Origin of the sequence: Pseudomonas sp. FSL W7-0098 (assembly GCF_005930585.1) — a bacterium.
GTDB classification, from domain to species: Bacteria; Pseudomonadota; Gammaproteobacteria; order Pseudomonadales; family Pseudomonadaceae; genus Aquipseudomonas; species Aquipseudomonas bubulae.
This window is the reverse complement of the sequence record NZ_RXHW01000001.1, coordinates 370,090-387,255: the sequence shown is the minus strand read 5'-3', so window position 1 is coordinate 387,255 and position 17,166 is coordinate 370,090. Positions and strand designations below refer to the sequence as shown.

Sequence of the window (17,166 nt, the reverse complement as noted above, 5' to 3'; positions counted from 1 at the left end):
ATGAGGCTCCAGCTTAGCCTTTCGTACAATTGCGCCCCTTTTTTTGATTGAGGACGCTCACTTTGTATCCGAGCGTGTCTTCGGTCGTTTTCACCCTGCCAATGATTGGCTGCTGGAGCTTGTACATGGTTCATCCTTTTTCATTGTTGGCGCATCGCCGGGTAGCACACTTGGGCGCGCTGGCAGTGTGTGCCGGCTTTGCCGCACCGTCACAGGCCGGCGGCTTTTTTGAAGACAGCAGCGCCAGACTGGAAGCACGTACGGTGTACTTCAATCGCGATTTTCGCGATGGTAGCAGCTCAAACCCCCAGGGCGCCTCCAAGCGCGATGAAACGGCGCAAGGGTTTATCCTCAATCTGCAATCGGGCTATACCGAGGGCACCGTCGGTTTTGGCCTGGATGCACTGGGCATGCTGGGCCTGAAGCTGGATTCCAGCCCGGCCGACAGCAATAGTGGCCTGCTGCCTTCGACCGGCAGCGACCCGCGTCGTTCCAAGGATCAGTACGCCAAATTTGGCCTGACAGCAAAAATGCGCGTATCCGACACCGTGCTCAAATACGGCGCGCTGCTGCCTGATCTGCCGTTGCTCAAATACAATGATGGCCGTTTACTGCCAAACATGTTCAATGGCGCCATGCTGGTATCCCAGGAAATCAGGGATCTCAAGTTCATGGCCTCGCGCCTTGACCGTTATACCGCCCGGGACTCCACCGACTCCCAGGACCTGCGCCTGAACTGCAAAAACAAGCGTTATGGCTGCAATATCACCGCTGATCACTTCAGCATGTACGGTCTGGATTACAAGGTTAACGAGCATCTGACTGCGCAATACCACTACGGTGAATTGCAGGATATCTATCGCCAGCAGTTTGTCGGTTTGCAGGCCAATCAACCGGTCGGTCCTGGTGTGTTGTCCGCCGATGTGCGCTTGCTGAAAAGTGATGACTCGGGTTCGGCCAAAGCTGGCACTATCGACAACCGCGCATTGGGCGCCATGCTCGGCTATGCACTGGGCGGGCACAAGATCAGTGCTGGCTGGCAGCGCATGAACGGCGATACTTCAATGCCGTACCTGGATGGCAGCAACCCGTATCTGGTCAACTACCTGCAGGTCAACGACTTTGCCAACGCTCAGGAGCGTTCCTGGCAACTGCGTTACGACTACGACTTCAAAGCCATCGGCATCGACGGTCTGTCGTTCCTGACCCGCTATGTCAATGGCGACCATATCAAGGTGGTGGGCAGCAGCGAAGAGGGCAAGGAGTGGGAGCGTGACAGCGAGCTGAAATACATCGTGCAAAGCGGTACGTTCAAGGACGTCAGCCTGCGCTTGCGTAATGCCACCTACCGCACCAACTACTCCCAGTTTGCCCGTGACGTGGATGAGACCCGTTTGATCGTCAGCTATAACCTGTCGATCTGGTAAGTGCTGTAGCCGCTGAGGAGCGCAGCGAGGCGGCGATGGGTTGCGCAGCGACCCTGAAATATTGAAGGTCCTGCGGCCCTTATCGCAGCCTCGTTGTGCTCCTCAGCGGCTACAACGGTTATAGCAGCTGTTCGCGGTAGGGCAGGTCCGGGCCGGTTTTACTGCAGGTCAGGGCTGCGGCACGGCTGGCGAAGTCGAGCAGGGCGTCCAGTTGCACCGCACTCAGGCCCTGTATGCCTTCGATCGAGTCCAGCCCATGCCCGGTCAACCATGCAATCACTGCGGCCTGGAAGGTATCCCCCGCGCCCACGGTATCGGCTACCTCCACCAGGCTGGCGGGCACCGAACGCTGGCCATGTTCGCGACTGAACACACTGGCGCCCTGGCTGCCCCGGGTCAAAAACACCAGTTGGCAACGATGGTTGAGCCATGACCGGGCAATTTCCTGCGCGTCCTGTCCGGGGTACAGCAACTCCAGGTCTTCATCACTGACCTTGATCACATCGGCATAGGGGATCAGTTCCTTGATCCGCTGACGCCAGCGTTCGATGTCCGGCTCTGGATTAAGGCGCACATTGGGGTCAAGGCTGATCAGCCGTTGCCCGCTCTCGCGCTTGACCAGTGCCAGCAACGTATCGCCCACCGGCTGCACCACCAACGAAAAAGACCCCACATGCACACCCCGCACCTCGGGCCCCAGCAGCGGCAGGTGATGGGCGTGCAATTGCCGGTCGGCGCAGCCCTCACCGCGAAAGCTGTAGGCGGGCGAGCCGTTGGCATCCAGCGCGACCATGGCCAGCGTGGTGGGCGCGTCCAGATCATGCAGGTATCGCGTGCTCACGCCTTCATTCACCAGCACCTGTTTCAGCCGCTGGCCCAGGTAGTCGGTCGACAGCCCGGCAAACAGTGCGGTGTCGACGCCCAGGCGACGCAGGCCCACCGCCACGTTGAAGGGTGAGCCGCCAGCAATGGCCTTGAAGTCCACCTGGCCCGTCGGCGTACTCTCAGGCGACCGGGCAAAAAAATCGAATAAGGCTTCTCCGCATACCAGATACATAACATTTACTCGGTTAAGGCTGCGACCTGTAGTCGGTAGCGTTGATAGAGGTGTTCGTAGGCCCGGACGTTATCGGCCTCGGGCCGGGTTTCACCCGCAGGATCCAGGCGCACGCAACGCCGGCACAGATCAGCCAGTGTCGGTGAGTCAGCAGCCACACACCAGGCAGCCTGAATTGCAGCCCCCAGTGCGGCGGCTTCGCTCTGCTCAGGGCAGACTACCGGGGTGGCCATGATATCGGCCACTAACTGGCGCCACAGGGGGCTTTTTGAACCGCCGCCTACCAGGCGGATGACGTGGCTTTGCAGGCCGTTGCGGCGCAGCAGATCGAGGCCATAGCGCAAGCCATAGGTGGTGCCTTCAATGGCTGCGCGGCACAGATTGGCCTGGGTCATGTTGGTCAGTGTAAGGCCCTGAAAATTGCCGGTGGCATCGGGCAGGGCAGGCACCCGCTCGCCGTTGAGGAAGGGCAGCAGACTGACGCCCTCTGCGCCTGCGGGTGCCTGCCTGGCCATCTGGTTGAAACCCTCCAGAGACAAGCCGAACAGCTCGCGCACGGCACCGGTGACATTGGTCAGGTTCAGGGTACAGATCAGCGGCAGCCAGCCGCCGGTGCTCGAGCAGAAGCTGGCCACTGAGGCCTCAGGGCGGGCCTGTGGCTGCGGGTCAAAGGCATACACCGTACCCGACGAGCCCAGGCTCATGGTGATGATTCCGGGTTCGATATTGCCGGTGCCGATGGCTGCCATCATATTGTCGCCGCCCCCGCTGGATACCACGGCATCGGGGTTCAGTCCCAGCAGCTGCGCGATAAGCGGGCGGATACGCCCGATCGGTTGGCGGGGCTCGATCAGCTCGGGCAGCGCCTGCTCCAGATGGCCGTCGGGATCGATATGATGCAACAGTTCGCGATCCCACTGGCGAGTGCGCACGTTGAAATAACCGGTGCCGGACGCATCACCGTATTCGCTGCAGCAGCGTCCGGTCAGCCAGAAATTCAGGTAGTCATGGGGTAACAGGATATGGGCAGTGCGTGCCAAAATCTGAGGATGATGGTGTTTTGTCCAGAGCAGCTTGGAGACCGTGTAGCCTGGCGCGATCACCAGGCCCAGCCGCTCCAGGGAGCCGGTTTCGCCGCCCAGCCATTCTAACAGTTGGTTGTTTTCGCCAGTTGACTCGGTGTCACACCACAGTTTGGCCGGGCGCAATACATCGCCTTGGCTATCGAGCAGCACCAGCCCGTGTTGTTGTGCGGACACGCCTATGCCCTGAATCTGCTGGCCGCTGATGCCGGCTTGGGTCAGGGCCTGGCGGGTGGCGTGTTGCAATGCATCCAGCCATTGCCCGGGATCCTGCTCGCGCCGCCCCTGTGCGCCCTGGATTAACGTGTGTGGGGCGCTGCCCAGCCCGAGCACCTGGCCGGACTCGCTGTCGAGGATCAGGGCCTTGGTGCCCTGGGTGCCGCAATCGATGCCCAGGTATAAGTGGGTTGTGCTCATGGGAACCTGCTCTTAGCCAGATCAAAAGCCTCTAACAGACCCTTTCCGCAGGGATAAGGGACTGATCGGGGATAACGGTGCACTTGCGACTGCTCAATTCAGCACCCTCTGCCAGAGAGGGCTGGGCTGGGCATCAAAGATGAAGCAGATTTTCCAGGGTTTTGCTCACCCCGACATCACGCAAGCTGTTCAGGCACCACTCGAACGCAGCCACAAACTCGGCAGACCGGGGAATGGCGCCGCCAAAGATCTCTTCAACGCTCAATAATCGCTGCACGATCAACTCATCATCCGCCACCAGGGCCTGGCAAAACTCCGCCCGCGGGTCGGGAATGGCATAGTGCAGCCCATTTTCATCAACCCCCTTGAGATACAGCGCCCAGGCTGCAACCACCAGTGCCGCACGTTTCAACTCGCCACCATCGCTGATCAGCCGGTTGATGGCAGGCACGGTGAACTTGGGAAGCTTCGACGAGCCATCCGAGCACACGCGCTCCAACTGGTCGGCAATGGCCTGATTGGAAAAGCGTTCCACCAGGGTGTTCTTGTAGGCCGTCAGGTCAATGCCGGGCACCGGCGCCAGTTGCGGCGTTACGTCCTGATCCATATAGGCACGCATATACGTCACGAACAGGGGATCGCCCATGGTTTCGTGAACAAACCGATAGCCCTTGAGAAACCCCAGGTACGTCAATGCCAGATGACTGCCATTGAGCAGTTTGATTTTCATCTCTTCATAAGGCGTGACGTCGTCGGTGAGTTGTACGCCCACGGTTTCCCATGCCGGGCGGCCGCAGGCAAATTTGTCTTCGAGTACCCACTGGATAAACGGCTCGCAGACCACCGGCCAGGCGTCGTCTATACCCAGTTGGTCATGCAGTTGCAAACGATGGGCGTTACTGGTCATGGGCGTGATGCGATCCACCATGGCATTTGGAAAGCTGACATTGGCAGCGATCCAATCATGTAGTTCAGCACCGCGCAGCGCGGCAAAAGCCAGCAGGGCCTTGCGCGCGACAGCGCCGTTGTGGGGCAGGTTATCGCAGGACATCAGGGTAAAGCCCCGGATACCGCTGGCCTGGCGTCGGGCCAGGGCGGCGCACAGCACACCAAACACGGTTGTCGGTGCTTCGGGGTGGGTGAGATCGTGCTGGATCTGTGGCAGTGCAGACATAAATTCGCCGCTGCTGTCATCGATGCAATAGCCGCCCTCGGTGATGGTCAGCGAAACGATGCGAATGGCCGGGCTGGCCAGCTTGTCGATCAGTGCATTGATGCCGTCTTCGGCCAGCAGCATGCCGCTGATAGAGCCGATGATGCGGCTTTGGGTGTCGTCGCTGTCGCCCAGTTCGAACAGGGTATAGAGGTAGTCCTGACCAGCCAGAGCGTCGCGCACCTTGCGGTCTTCGCCCCGCAGACCGATGCCGCAGATGCTCCAGTCCAGATCCTGGCCCCGATTCATCAGAGCATCGGTGTAATACGCCTGGTGGGCGCGATGAAATCCGCCCACGCCGATGTGGGCAATGCCCTGCCGGGTATCGCTGCCAAGGTAGGTGGGTTTGGCCACCAGGTTGGTAAGGGTGTCGAGGTTTCGGCGATTGAGTTTCATGGGGCAATCTCGTGGGTTCAGGCAGCTGCGCGCAATGGACGGGTCAGGGCCAGGCCCCCGGCATCGAATAAATGGCAATGTTCACTGTCCAGGTGCAACTGCAACTGCTCCCCATAGCGGCTGGCCATATCACCGCGCACGCGCATGGTCAGCGGTTCACCGCAGGCAGTATTGACGTGGCAATAGGTGTCGCTGCCCAAGCGCTCGCCGACATCGGCGGTCACACTCAGGGTGCACTCACCGGGTTTGGCCAGGTTCAGGTGCTCCGGACGAATGCCCAGGGTGACCGGGCTGCCCAGGCTCAGCGCAGGGCTGCTCAGGGGTAACTGGATACGGGTGCCAGCGTCCAGCTCGACTTCGCAACCCTGGCTGTCAACGCGGCTGATCCGGCCTTTCAAAAAGCCCATTTTCGGTGTGCCGAGAAAGCCTGCAACAAACAGGTTGGCGGGGTGGTGATACAGCTCCAGCGGTGAGCCAAGCTGTTCGATCCTGCCGCCATTGAGCACCACCACCTTGTCGGCCAGGGTCATGGCTTCGACCTGATCGTGGGTCACGTAGATCATGGTTGCTTGCAGTTCCTGATGCAGGCGTGCCAGTTCCAGACGCATTTGCACCCGCAGCGCGGCATCGAGGTTGGACAACGGCTCATCAAACAGGAAGATCTTGGGGTTGCGCACAATCGCCCGGCCAATGGCCACGCGCTGACGCTGACCACCGGACAGGTGTTTGGGCTTGCGCTCAAGTAAGGGTGCCAGTTCCAGAATGCGGGCGGCTTCGTTGACCTTTTTTGCCACTTCGGCCTTGGGCACGCCTGCCAGGTCGAGGGCAAACGACATATTTTTGCGCACGCTCATATGCGGGTACAGGGCATAGGTTTGAAACACCATGGCCAGGTCGCGCCTGGCCGGGCTGACTTCGGTGATGTCGCGACCGTCCAGCTCGATGGTGCCGTGCGTCACTTCCTCAAGCCCGGCAATCAGGCGCAGCAGTGTGGATTTACCGCAGCCCGACGGCCCGACAAATACCACGAACTCACGGTCGTTGACCTCAAGATCAATGCCTTTGATGATCGAGAAACCTTCAAAGCCCTTGTGCAGATTGTTGATTCTCAGGTTGGCCATAGTGGGCCTCCAATCAGTATTTTTATTTGACTGCGCCGAAGGACAAACCGCGCACCAGTTGCTTCTGGCTGATCCAGCCAAAAATCAGGATCGGTGCGCAGGCCAGGGTCGAAACGGCCGACAACTTGGCCCAGAACAGGCCCTCGGGGCTGGAGTAGGACGCGATCAGTGCAGTCAGAGGCGCGGCGCTGGAAGAGGTCAGGTTCAGTGACCAGAACGCTTCGTTCCAGCACAGGATCAGCGACAGCAGCAGGGTTGAAGCCAGGCCGCCCTTGCTGATCGGCAGCAATACGCGCACCACCTCCTGCCACAGCGTGGCGCCGTCCAGCCGTGCGGCTTCGAGGATGTCTTTGGGAATATCCTTGAAGTAGGTGTAAATCATCCACACCACGATCGGCAGGTTGATCAGGGTATAGATGATGATCAGTGCCGCCCGTGTATCCAGCAGGCCAAAGCTCTTGGCCAGCAGGTAGATGGGCATCAGTACACCCACTGGCGGCAGCATCTTGGTGGAGAGCATCCACAGCAGCGTGCCCTTGGTGCGCTTGGTTTCGTAGAACGCCATCGAGTAGGCCGCCGGGATAGCGATCAGCATGCACAGGGCCGTGGCAGTGAACGAGATCACCACCGAGTTCCAGGCGAAGTGAAAGTAACCGCTGCGCTGTTCGATATGCAGGTAGTTCTCCAGCGTGGGCGTGAAAATGAACTGGGGCGGCGTGGCAAAGGCGTCGAGTTCGGTTTTAAAACTGGTCAGGAGCATCCAGAAGATCGGGAAAAAGATCAGGATGGCGATAGCCCAGGCCAGGGTGCCCAGCAGCAGGCTTTGCAGGCGGCGCGATTGTTGAAGTGTCATCACTGAGCCCTCACGGCTTGTCTGTCAGGTTTTTGCCGAGCATGCGCACCAGAATGATGGCGGCAATATTGGCGATGACCACGGCGATCAAACCGCCGGCCGAGGCCATGCCCACATCGAACTGCACCAGCGCCTGGTTATAGATCAGGTACGCGAGGTTGGTGGATGCATAGCCCGGGCCGCCGTTGGTGGTGGTAAAGATTTCGGCGAACACCGACAACAGAAAGATGGTCTCGATCATCACTACGACGGCAATGGGGCGCGCCAGATGGGGCAAGGTCAGGTGCCAGAAAATCGCGATGGGGCCGGCACCGTCCAGCCGCGCGGCTTCTTTTTGTTCCTGGTCCAGAGACTGCATGGCGGTCATCAGAATCAGGATCGCAAAGGGCAGCCATTGCCACGACACAATGATGATGATCGACAGCAGCGGGTAGTGCGCCAGCCAGTCCACCGGCTGGGCGCCAAACAACTTCCACACGGCGGCCAGGACGCCGGATACCGGATACCGGATGGAAAATCAGATTTTTCCAGATCAGCGCGCCCACGGTCGGCATGATGAAAAACGGCGAGATCAACAGCACCCTTACGATGCCGCGGCCCATGAATTCGCTGGCTTCGAGCAGGGCGCTGATCAGTACGCCGAGCACCACGCTGATCAGCAGCACACTGCCAACCAGCAGCAAAGTGTTGGTTGCGCCGGGCAGGAAGCCCGAATCGGTGAGGAAGTAGGTGAAGTTCTCCAGCCCCACGAACTGGTTTTCGCCGGGATAGAGCAGGTTGTAGCGGATCAGTGAAAAGTACAGGGTCATGCCCAGTGGCACGATCATCCACAGCAACAGAAGCGCCACAGAGGGCGTTACCAGAAACCAGCCGGGATTGAACAGACGCGGACGCCGCCCCGTTGGCGGGGCGGCGAGCGCGGCAATAACAGTCGAAGTCGTCATCGTCAATACACCTGAATTGCTTTGCGTGGGAGCGAGCCTCCTCGCGAAGGAGTCGACGCGGTATTCGCGAGCAGGCTCGCTCCCACAGACCAGAGTTTGGTGTTGGCAGTGCTACTTGGGATAACCCGCCCGCTTCATTTCACGCTCGGTGCTCTGCTGGGCCGCGGCCAGAGCCTGGTCCACGGTGGTCTGGCCAATCAGCGCGGCACTGAACAGCTTGCCAACCTGGGTGCCCACCGCCTGGAACTCCGGAATGGTGACCAACTGGATACCCACATAAGGGACGGGCTTGAGGGTCGGGTCCTGAGGGTTGGCAACTTTCAAGGACTCGAGGGTGACCCTGGCAAAGGGTGCAGCTTTCAGGTACGCCTCGGTATAGGTCGAGGCACGGGTGCCCGGGGGTACATTGGCAATGCCGTCTTTTTCCGCTACCAGTGCACCGTATTCTTTGGACGTGGCCCAGGTGCTGAATGTCCTGGCGGCGTCCTTGGCTTTGGAACTGGTGGGTATGGCCAGTGCCCAGGAGTACAGCCAGGCACTGCCTTTATCTGTCACAGCATGGGGGGCGAAGGTAAAGCCGACATGCTCGGCGACCTTGCTCTGGCTACTGTCGGTGACAAACGAGCCAGCAACACTGGCATCGACCCAGATCGCACATTTGCCGCTGTTGAACAGCGCCAGGTTTTCGTTGAAACCATTGCTGGTCGCACCCGGCGGGCCTGAGGCTTTCAGTGTGCCGACATAAAAATTCAAGGCATTTTGCCACTCGGCCCCGTTGAACTCCGGTTGCCATTGCTCATTGAACCAGCGCGCGCCGTAGGCGTTGGCGATGGTGCTGATCAGCGCCATGTTTTCACCCCAGCCCGCCTTACCGCGCAGGCAGATGCCGTATTGTTCCTGGTCAGGTTTGTTGAGGGTGCGGGCAAAGCCGGCGATCTGCTCCCAGGTCGGATGCTCGGGCATGCTCAGCCCGGCATCCTTGAACAGGTCGGTACGGTAATAGGTCATCGAGCTTTCGGCATAAAACGGCAGGGCATAGAGCGTGCCCTTGACGGACAGGCCGTCGCGAACCGCCGGGAACACATCGTCGATGGCATAGGTGGCGGGCAGGTCGGTCATGGGCTCGAGCCAGCCCTTGGCACCCCAGAGTGCGGCTTCGTACATGCCGATGGTCAGCACGTCAAATTGTCCGCCCTGGGTGGCAATGTCCGTGGTCAGGCGCTGGCGCAATACGTTTTCTTCCAGCACCACCCAGTTGAGCTTGATCTCGGGGTGCTCGCTCTCGAAGGTTTTCGCCAGCTTTTGCATGCGGATCATGTCGCTGTTGTTGACCGTGGCAATGGTCAGGGTTTGCGCGCCTGAACTGATGCCACTCAGGGTCATGCACGTGGCGACACATAACGCTTTGACAGGAATATTCATTGAGCACTCCACTTCAGCGGCCTGGCGGCTTTTGAAGGACGGTTATTGTTTTTATAGCGGCTCGCACGGGGCAAGCGCCTGGGCCGATTACAGCCCTCAATCACCGGCGTGACAAATCACTGGAAGCACATCAATCGATACTATTTTGCACTGCGCAGGCGTTCACTCGGTGCACGCTGGTTTTGCTCGGTCAAACGCTGCACCGCCAGGCGACGATAGTGTGACGGGGTCATTCCTTTGAGTTGCTGAAAGCGACGGTTGAAGTTGGAAATATTGTTGAAACCTGACTCGAAACACACGTCTGTGACGGGCTTTTGACCATCGGCCAGTAACTCGCAGGACTTGCTGATGCGCAGTCGATTGACGAACTCGATGAAGCAGCGCCCTGTGGCTTGCTTGAATACGCGGGAAAAATAGGTGGGCTTCATGCCCATGTAGTCGGCGACTTCTTCTAGCGGCAGCTCGCGGGTGTAGTGGCTGAAGATATAGTCGACGGCCCGGTTGGTGCGATCGATGGTCTGCTCGTCGGCCAGATTTCCGGCGGTGACCCCAGACAGCAGCTGGTAGTCATCACAGCCGGCCAGCAGTTCCAGCAGGATCAGGAAATGGCCAAGCCGGGTGATGCCGCTGGAGCCGGCAATTGCCTGCATCAGATCCATAGCCTTGCGGATCGTGGCTTTACAGCGGAACTCGATCCCGTGGCGCGCCCGTTCAAGCATTGGCGTGAGGGACTTGAGTTCGGTGAGTACCGAGGCGGCGTTCTCAAGCAGTTCATCGGTGAAGTTGACCAGCATGTCGCGGGTGGGCACCACCTCGTCACCGGCCACCTGGCTGATCCAGTTATGAGGCAGGTTGGGCCCGGTGAGGAATAATGTTTCAGGGTGGAAATTACCGATATAGTCGCCCACAAACACCTTGCCGCTGCTGGCAACGATCAGATGCAACTCGTATTCCTTATGGAAGTGCCAGCGCACCAGCGGACAGGGGAAGCCATGCTGGCGATAGATGATCGACAGGCCATTGTGGTCGTCCATCAGTTCGTAGGACGGGTCTGTGGCGCGGGCGGAGCGGGTCATGGGCTGGGCCGTCGTCAGTCTTGTTATGGCGTGGATCATGCCGGTTCCTGCGGTTAAGTCCAGTCAGATTTGAGGGTATTACAGGATGAAAACACTGTTGTTGATCGGTATCGGCGCCGGAGACCCGGAGCACATCACCGTCCAGGGGATCAACGCGCTGAATCGCGCCAATGTGCTGTTTGTGCTCGACAAGGGCCAGGCCACCGAAGACCTGGTGCGCATGCGCCTGCAGATCTGCCAGCGCTATATCCGTGAGCCGGGCTACCGTGTGGTGCAGGTCAACGACCCGCAGCGTGACAGCTCAACGGCGTGCTACACCGATGGCGTCGAGGATTGGCACCAACAGCGGGCCGAAGTGTTTACCCACTTGATCGAAGACCAACTGGCCGATGGCGAATGCGGGGCTTTTCTGTTGTGGGGCGACCCGGGGCTGTATGACAGCACCTTGCGTATTCTCGACCGTGTCCGGGCCGGGGGCTGCAGCGACTTCGAGCATGAGGTGATCCCCGGTATCAGCAGTGTACAGGCCCTGGCCGCGCGCCATCGCATTGCGCTCAACACTATCGGCCAGCCGATCCGCATCACCACCGGACGCAAGCTGGTGGCCGAGGATCTGGATAATGTCGTGGTCATGCTCGACGCACATTGTGCCTTTGAAGCTTTTGTCGATGAAAATGTCGATATCTATTGGGGCGCCTATATCGGCACTGCGGACGAGATTCTGATCGCGGGCAAACTGAGCGAAGTGTGCGAGCAGATCAAGCAGGCCCGCAGTACTGCCCGAGCAAGCAAGGGCTGGATAATGGACACGTATCTGCTGCGCAGACGCACCCGCCTGAGTGAATAGGCAGTTGCGTCGAAGTCTTTTTCGTACATGTTTTGTAGAATTAGATTATGGCGTCAAGTTGATACAGCTGCCTACAGTTCGGCTCCTGTATTGCGTCGTTTACATGAGTCAGCTATGAAAGCCCATCTTGCCTGTTTGCGTTGTTACCGTGGGTTCTTGTGTGTCCTGCTTTTTGCAGCATGGGGGCTTGTGATGCCGGGCTCTGCCAATGCCACTGGCAGAGCCAGTTTTGCTGTCGCTCAGGGTACCTTCGATGTGAACCGGGCAACCCTTGAGGTGTTTTTGCTACGGCCCGGCAAAGCGCCCTTGTTGCTCAGTGGCGGTGCATTCAGGCAGGACAGCGAGGTCACTGAACTGGCTTCCGACAGCTGGACGATTAGCCAGGAGGGGAATCAATACCGGGTCGACATCAAGGTTGAGGACGACAGGTTGCGCGTTTCGATACAGGCGTCCCGCCCTGCAAGCTTGCGTTGGCCGCGCCTGCAAACCGACATTCGCGCCTACGCCATTCCTTTTGGCGAGGGTAGCTATATACCGGCCAATGACCCCGGCTGGCTTAACTGGCTGGTCAAGCGCTACTCCGGCGGGCAGTTGCTGGGTGAGTTGAGCATGCCGTTCTGGACTCAATTGCACGAGGACCTGTCGGTCACCTGGATAGTAGAAACGCCCTTTGACACCCTGTTTAGTATCAAGCGAGTCAAAAACACTGCGGTGCCGCAATTGCAGCATGACTTCAACCGGCTTGCACCTGATGCGCCCTTTGTGATCAGCATCGCCCCCGGCCCCGCACAACCGTTATATGGCGCAGGGTTATATCGCAACTGGCTCAAGAGCAACGGCCAGTTCGTTTCACTGACAGATAAAGTTCGTGCGGTGCCGCAAACTGCCCTGCTCGGCGGTGCACCCCATATCTACGTTTGGGACGCAGGGCCGCTGAAAACCACAGACGTCCTCAACTGGGCAAGCTTTATCACGGCTTTTGACCGGGCGCGCCGTACCCCCGGGCATCTGGCTGCCAGTTTATGGGCAAGCTTTGATCCGCAAACCCGCAGCGTATTTGACATGAGTTTGTCGAGTACGCGCTCACGGCTACGAATGGTTTCACCGTTCAATCAACTGCAACTGGTTCGTGCCATCAACCAGGGAATGCGGCAGGTTGTAGCGGTACCCGCCAAGGAACCTCTGGACGGGGGGCATGATCCGGCTGGCGAGGTGCTGTGGGGGCAGGCAGCCAGAACTCAGCTGGTCGAGGCTTTCGGGCCTTACCTGTTACCGGCCGAGCGCTGGGGAGGAGGGCTGTCTGTGGATACGGTCAACGCGCTCAAACAAGCCGGGCTCACCCGTGCCTGGCTGGGTGCCAAGGACTGGCTTGATGCATTCTGGCACCCGCAGGCTGTGGCATTGGCCAAGCAAGCCGGGTTTCTGGTGGCGGTGTACGACAACTACGCAGACGCTCATGCACCCGCCGAACCGGAAACCTGGGCCGCTGCGCAAATGGGCGCGAACCTGGCCAGTGCAGGGCAGCATGATGCGAGCGGTGCTTCGAGCAAGGGGTTTAATGGCATTGGCGTCTTTGCCAATCCCCGGGAGGCCCAGGACTATGCGCGCCAGCGCATCAAGGCTGTGGCAGGTGCTGCCGGGCTCAACAGCTATTTTCTCGATGTCGATGCTGCGGTCACTGCACAGGCGGACTACACCCCCGGCCGGGAAACCAGTGAAAGTGAAAATGCCCGGGTGATTGCCCGGCGCCTGGATTACCCGGGCGAGTCGTTGGGGCTGGTCACGGGCAGCGAGGGGGCGGTTTCTACGTTTGCAGCCAATATTGCCTACAGCCACGGCATTGCCACACAACCATTCGACTGGACCGACCCTGACATGTCCGGTAATCAACAGTCACCTTTCTTTGTAGGGCAGTACTGGCCCCCGGAGACGCCAACACTGTTTTTCAAGACTGTTCGGATCAAACGGCAACTGGCAACCTATGTCCGCTCCTGGAAGTACCGCTTGCCGCTTTACCAAATGGTGCTTCACGACAGTCTGGTCAGCACGCATCACTGGGCCTACCCATCGTTGAAATTTTCCAATGAGCAGCAGAACACGGCACTGCTGCAGCTGTTGTACATGACGCCGCCCATGTACCACCTCAATGCCGCCGTGCTGGAGCGCGACTTGCCCTTTATCGCGGCCTACAACGAGGTTTTTTCGCCCTTGCATCAACGGCTTTTTACCCAGGCACTGGTTGATTTTCAGGTGCTCAGTGCAGACCGGAGCCTGCAGCGCACGGTGTTTGATGATGGAACCCGAATTACGGTCAATTTCAATCCAGACAAGACGCAAAGTGCCGACGCCATGCAATTTGCGCCAATGTCGGCAAGCGTCCAGATACCGGGCGAAAAAGACCGCATCATCATGATTGCCGAGATGTTCAAGGCGACGCGACTGGCACAGCCCTAGTCAAACCGTTCGATTCTTTGCCTCGATCCACTGCGACATGTACTGGGTACTTTTATGCTGATGATGGCGCAGCATGGCACCGGTGAAGTTGTTGCGCCGATGCTGTTGCAGGCCGGCGCGGCAGGCTTCGATGCACTCGACCAGTGCCGGGCCGTGGGTACTTTGCAAATAGCGCTGCGCCAGTAGTGCCGTTCCGTGCTGCTGGGCCTGATGCCAGGCGTCAGGGCTCTGATACAGCTGCACCGCAGCGGCAGCAATCGCACTGGCACTCTGTTCGACGGCACCTGCCCACGGCAGGTCGCCATGCATGCCTTCGGCGCCTACGGGAGTTGTGACGTTGGGCGTGCCGCAGAGCATGGCATCGGCGATTTTGCCCTTGATTCCTGCACCAAAGCGCAGGGGGGCCATGCAGATCCGCGCATTGCTCATCACCTCAAGCGCATCTTCGGCCCAGTTGAGCACGTGAAAACCCTGTGCCGGGTTGTGCAGCGCAGTGGCCTTGGGCGGGGTGTAAGCACCATAGACATGCAATTGCGCCGTGGGCAGTTGCTGACGTATCAATGGCCAGATCGCGGTTTTCATCCAGAGCACGGCATCCCAGTTGGGGGCATGACGGAAATTGCCGATGCTCAGGAAATTCTGACGCTGGTCAAAGGGTACGAACTGCGCAGGTACGCTGTCGACCATCAACGGGCACCAGTGCAGCAGGGCTCGGGGCACCTTGAAGTGCTCTACGAGCAGATCGATTTCGTATTCGGAAATCATCAGGTTCAAGTCGCATCGATAAATCGCCGCGATCTCCCGTTGCGCCAGATCGGTAACGGCCATCTGCTCGAAGGTCTCCCGTTGTGCAGGGGCGAACAGGCTGCTGAAATCATCAGTGTCGGCGTCGAGTTTGAGGCGCGCCTTGAGCTGTTGCTGGCGGGCGTCGCGCAGGCTTTGCAGGTCGGAGGTTTCCAGCACGCGCAGGGCCTGCGGGCAATGCTTCTCCACGCGCCAGCCGAACTGCTCTTCCATCATGAAGCGGTCGAACAGCACGATATCCGGGGCCAGCTCGGTGATGAAGGTATCGAAGCTGCTGTTATTGAGCGCGATACTGACTTCATCAATGCCCAATGTCGCCAGATCAGCCTTGTGTTCGCCAATGCCTGCCGGGCTGCTGAAGGTGATGTGCCAGCCTTGCTGCAAGAAACTTTCGATGATCTGCATCATGTGTCCGCCCGCCGCCGAAGAGCGGGGCTCGGGCCACACGTAGCCAATAATCAGGACGCGGGTTGGGCGAGTGGACGGCATGGGCAGATCCTTGAAGAGCTATGGCTGAAAAAAAGGCGGCAATTAGAACACAAGTTGCCTACAACACCTGTGGTCGCTGCCTCTTACCTTGTGAGCGGCTACAGGAATACTGCACCTGTGGGAGCGAGCCTGCTCGCGAAGGTCGTTCGCGAGCAGGCTCGCTCCCACAATAGGTCAGGGTATCTAAACGTATCTGTGTTGACCTGTTACAAAGCACTGCGTAGCCTTGCGCGTTCGAGGTTCTTCGCAGCGCGAAGCTAAGAAGGGAACGCGGTATGCCGCGGCTGCCCCCGCAACTGTAAACGGTCGTTGATCTTGCAATGCCACTGCTTCACAGGCGGGAAGGCGCAAGGTAGGTATCAGCCGTAAGCCAGGAGACCTGCCTCGTAACAGATTCTTACTTCAACCGGGCGGGGTGATCCGGTGGCGAAGACTGACCGCGCACTGCTTGCGGCCGTCGTCCCGTATGCCCGCCGTTTTGCCAAAGGGCATCCGATGAAAACACTGGCCAAAACCCCCGTCACTATCGTTACCGGCTTTCTCGGTTCGGGCAAGACTACCTTGCTGCGTCATATGCTGGACAACGCCAACGGCCGTCGCATTGCAGTGATCGTCAACGAATTCGGCGAACTGGGTATCGATGGCGAAATCCTCAAGCAATGCGCTATTGGCTGCACCGAAGAAGAGGCCAAGGGACGCGTCTATGAACTGGCCAATGGCTGCCTGTGCTGCACGGTACAGGAAGAATTCTTCCCGGTGATGCGTGAGCTGGTGGCGCGCCGTGGCGATATCGACCATATCCTTATCGAAACCTCGGGCCTGGCCCTGCCAAAGCCGCTGGTTCAAGCCTTCCAGTGGCCGGAAATCCGCAGTGCCTGCACGGTTGACGCGGTGATTACCGTGGTCGACAGCCCGGCGGTGGCGGCTGGCACTTTCGCGGCCTTCCCGGATCAGGTAGATGCCCAGCGCAAGCTCGACCCTAACCTGGACCACGAGTCGCCGCTGCACGAGCTGTTTGCTGACCAACTGGCCAGTGCCGATCTGGTGATTCTCAACAAGGTTGACTTGATCAGCCCTGAAGACCTAGCCCGTGTACGTGCCGAAGTGGCTGAAGAACTGCCACCGGCGGTCAAGATCATCGAAGCCAGCAGCGGTCGCTTGCCGCTGGACGTGCTGCTGGGCCTGGAGACGGGTTCGGAAGACCATATCGATGGCCGCCACAGCCATCACGACCATCATCACGATGGCGATGATGACCACGATCACGATCACGATGCCTTCGACTCGATCTCTATCGAGCTGCCTCAGGCAGAGGAGCGCGCGCTGATGGATGCTCTGAGCCAACTGGTGGTCAAGCACGGCATTCTGCGGGTCAAGGGCTTTGCCGCGATTCCGGGCAAACCGATGCGCTTGCTGATCCAGGGCGTGGGCACGCGCTTTGACAAGCACTTCGATCGCGCCTGGGGCAGCGACGAAGCGCGCACCACCAAACTGGTGCTGATCGGCCAGGACCTGGACGCGGCCCTGCTCGAGTCCACCCTGCGTACAGCATTGAGCGCCTAAA

Annotated in this window: 12 protein-coding genes, 1 pseudogene and 1 riboswitch; of the genes and pseudogenes, 4 read left to right on the top strand and 9 right to left on the bottom strand. The window is 59.3% G+C overall.

Annotated features, from left to right (window positions below):
* Positions 1-125: 125 nt before the first annotated feature.
* On the top strand, positions 126-1,427 hold the full coding sequence (locus tag FHL07_RS01785; protein WP_095000303.1) for an OprD family porin: 1,302 nt from the start codon (positions 126-128) through the stop codon (positions 1,425-1,427).
* Positions 1,428-1,545: 118 nt separating this feature from the next.
* Here the strand turns inward: FHL07_RS01785 and FHL07_RS01780 are convergent, their stop codons facing one another.
* From FHL07_RS01780 to FHL07_RS01745, 8 genes and pseudogenes are all read right to left on the bottom strand, one after another.
* Entirely contained in the window at positions 1,546-2,484 is a 939-nt protein-coding gene (locus FHL07_RS01780; protein WP_095000302.1) for a carbohydrate kinase family protein, read from the bottom strand.
* Between the two features lie 5 nt (positions 2,485-2,489).
* Positions 2,490-3,983 (bottom strand): xylulokinase, encoded by a 1,494-nt coding sequence (gene xylB, locus FHL07_RS01775; protein ID WP_138738005.1) that lies wholly within the window; start codon positions 3,981-3,983, stop codon positions 2,490-2,492.
* A gap of 133 nt (positions 3,984-4,116) precedes the next feature.
* Positions 4,117-5,592, bottom strand: coding sequence for a mannitol dehydrogenase family protein (locus tag FHL07_RS01770; protein ID WP_095000300.1), 1,476 nt, complete (start codon positions 5,590-5,592; stop codon positions 4,117-4,119).
* Between the two features lie 17 nt (positions 5,593-5,609).
* The gene (locus FHL07_RS01765; RefSeq protein ID WP_138738004.1) at positions 5,610-6,713 is read right to left on the bottom strand and encodes an ABC transporter ATP-binding protein; all 1,104 of its coding nucleotides are present in this window, start codon (positions 6,711-6,713) and stop codon (positions 5,610-5,612) included.
* 22 nt (positions 6,714-6,735) lie between these two features.
* Positions 6,736-7,569 carry a carbohydrate ABC transporter permease gene (locus FHL07_RS01760; RefSeq protein WP_095000298.1) on the bottom strand — a complete coding sequence of 278 codons (834 nt, stop codon included), beginning with the start codon at positions 7,567-7,569 and terminating at the stop codon, positions 6,736-6,738.
* A 7-nt stretch (positions 7,570-7,576) separates the two neighbouring features.
* Positions 7,577-8,510, bottom strand: a pseudogene (locus FHL07_RS01755) (carbohydrate ABC transporter permease).
* Between the two features lie 111 nt (positions 8,511-8,621).
* The gene (locus FHL07_RS01750) at positions 8,622-9,932 is read right to left on the bottom strand and encodes an ABC transporter substrate-binding protein (RefSeq protein ID WP_095019968.1); all 1,311 of its coding nucleotides are present in this window, start codon (positions 9,930-9,932) and stop codon (positions 8,622-8,624) included.
* A gap of 140 nt (positions 9,933-10,072) precedes the next feature.
* On the bottom strand, positions 10,073-11,008 hold the full coding sequence (locus tag FHL07_RS01745; RefSeq protein ID WP_138738093.1) for an AraC family transcriptional regulator: 936 nt from the start codon (positions 11,006-11,008) through the stop codon (positions 10,073-10,075).
* Positions 11,009-11,093: 85 nt separating this feature from the next.
* Here FHL07_RS01745 and cobF point away from each other — a divergent pair, with 85 nt between their 5' ends.
* Positions 11,094-11,855, top strand: coding sequence for a precorrin-6A synthase (deacetylating) (gene cobF, locus FHL07_RS01740; RefSeq protein ID WP_095019966.1), 762 nt, complete (start codon positions 11,094-11,096; stop codon positions 11,853-11,855).
* A gap of 192 nt (positions 11,856-12,047) precedes the next feature.
* Complete coding sequence (locus FHL07_RS01735; RefSeq protein ID WP_138738003.1) at positions 12,048-14,309, top strand: glycoside hydrolase; 2,262 nt, start codon at positions 12,048-12,050, stop codon at positions 14,307-14,309.
* Here FHL07_RS01735 and FHL07_RS01730 read toward each other — a convergent pair whose 3' ends face one another.
* Positions 14,310-15,602: a glycosyltransferase gene (locus FHL07_RS01730; RefSeq protein WP_138738002.1), complete on the bottom strand. Its 1,293-nt coding sequence runs from the start codon at positions 15,600-15,602 to the stop codon at positions 14,310-14,312.
* A 220-nt stretch (positions 15,603-15,822) separates the two neighbouring features.
* A riboswitch (cobalamin riboswitch) is annotated at positions 15,823-16,003 on the top strand.
* A 94-nt stretch (positions 16,004-16,097) separates the two neighbouring features.
* Here FHL07_RS01730 and cobW point away from each other — a divergent pair.
* Positions 16,098-17,165 carry a cobalamin biosynthesis protein CobW gene (gene cobW / locus FHL07_RS01725; protein ID WP_138738092.1) on the top strand — a complete coding sequence of 356 codons (1,068 nt, stop codon included), beginning with the start codon at positions 16,098-16,100 and terminating at the stop codon, positions 17,163-17,165.
* The last annotated feature ends 1 nt before the right edge of the window (position 17,166 follow it).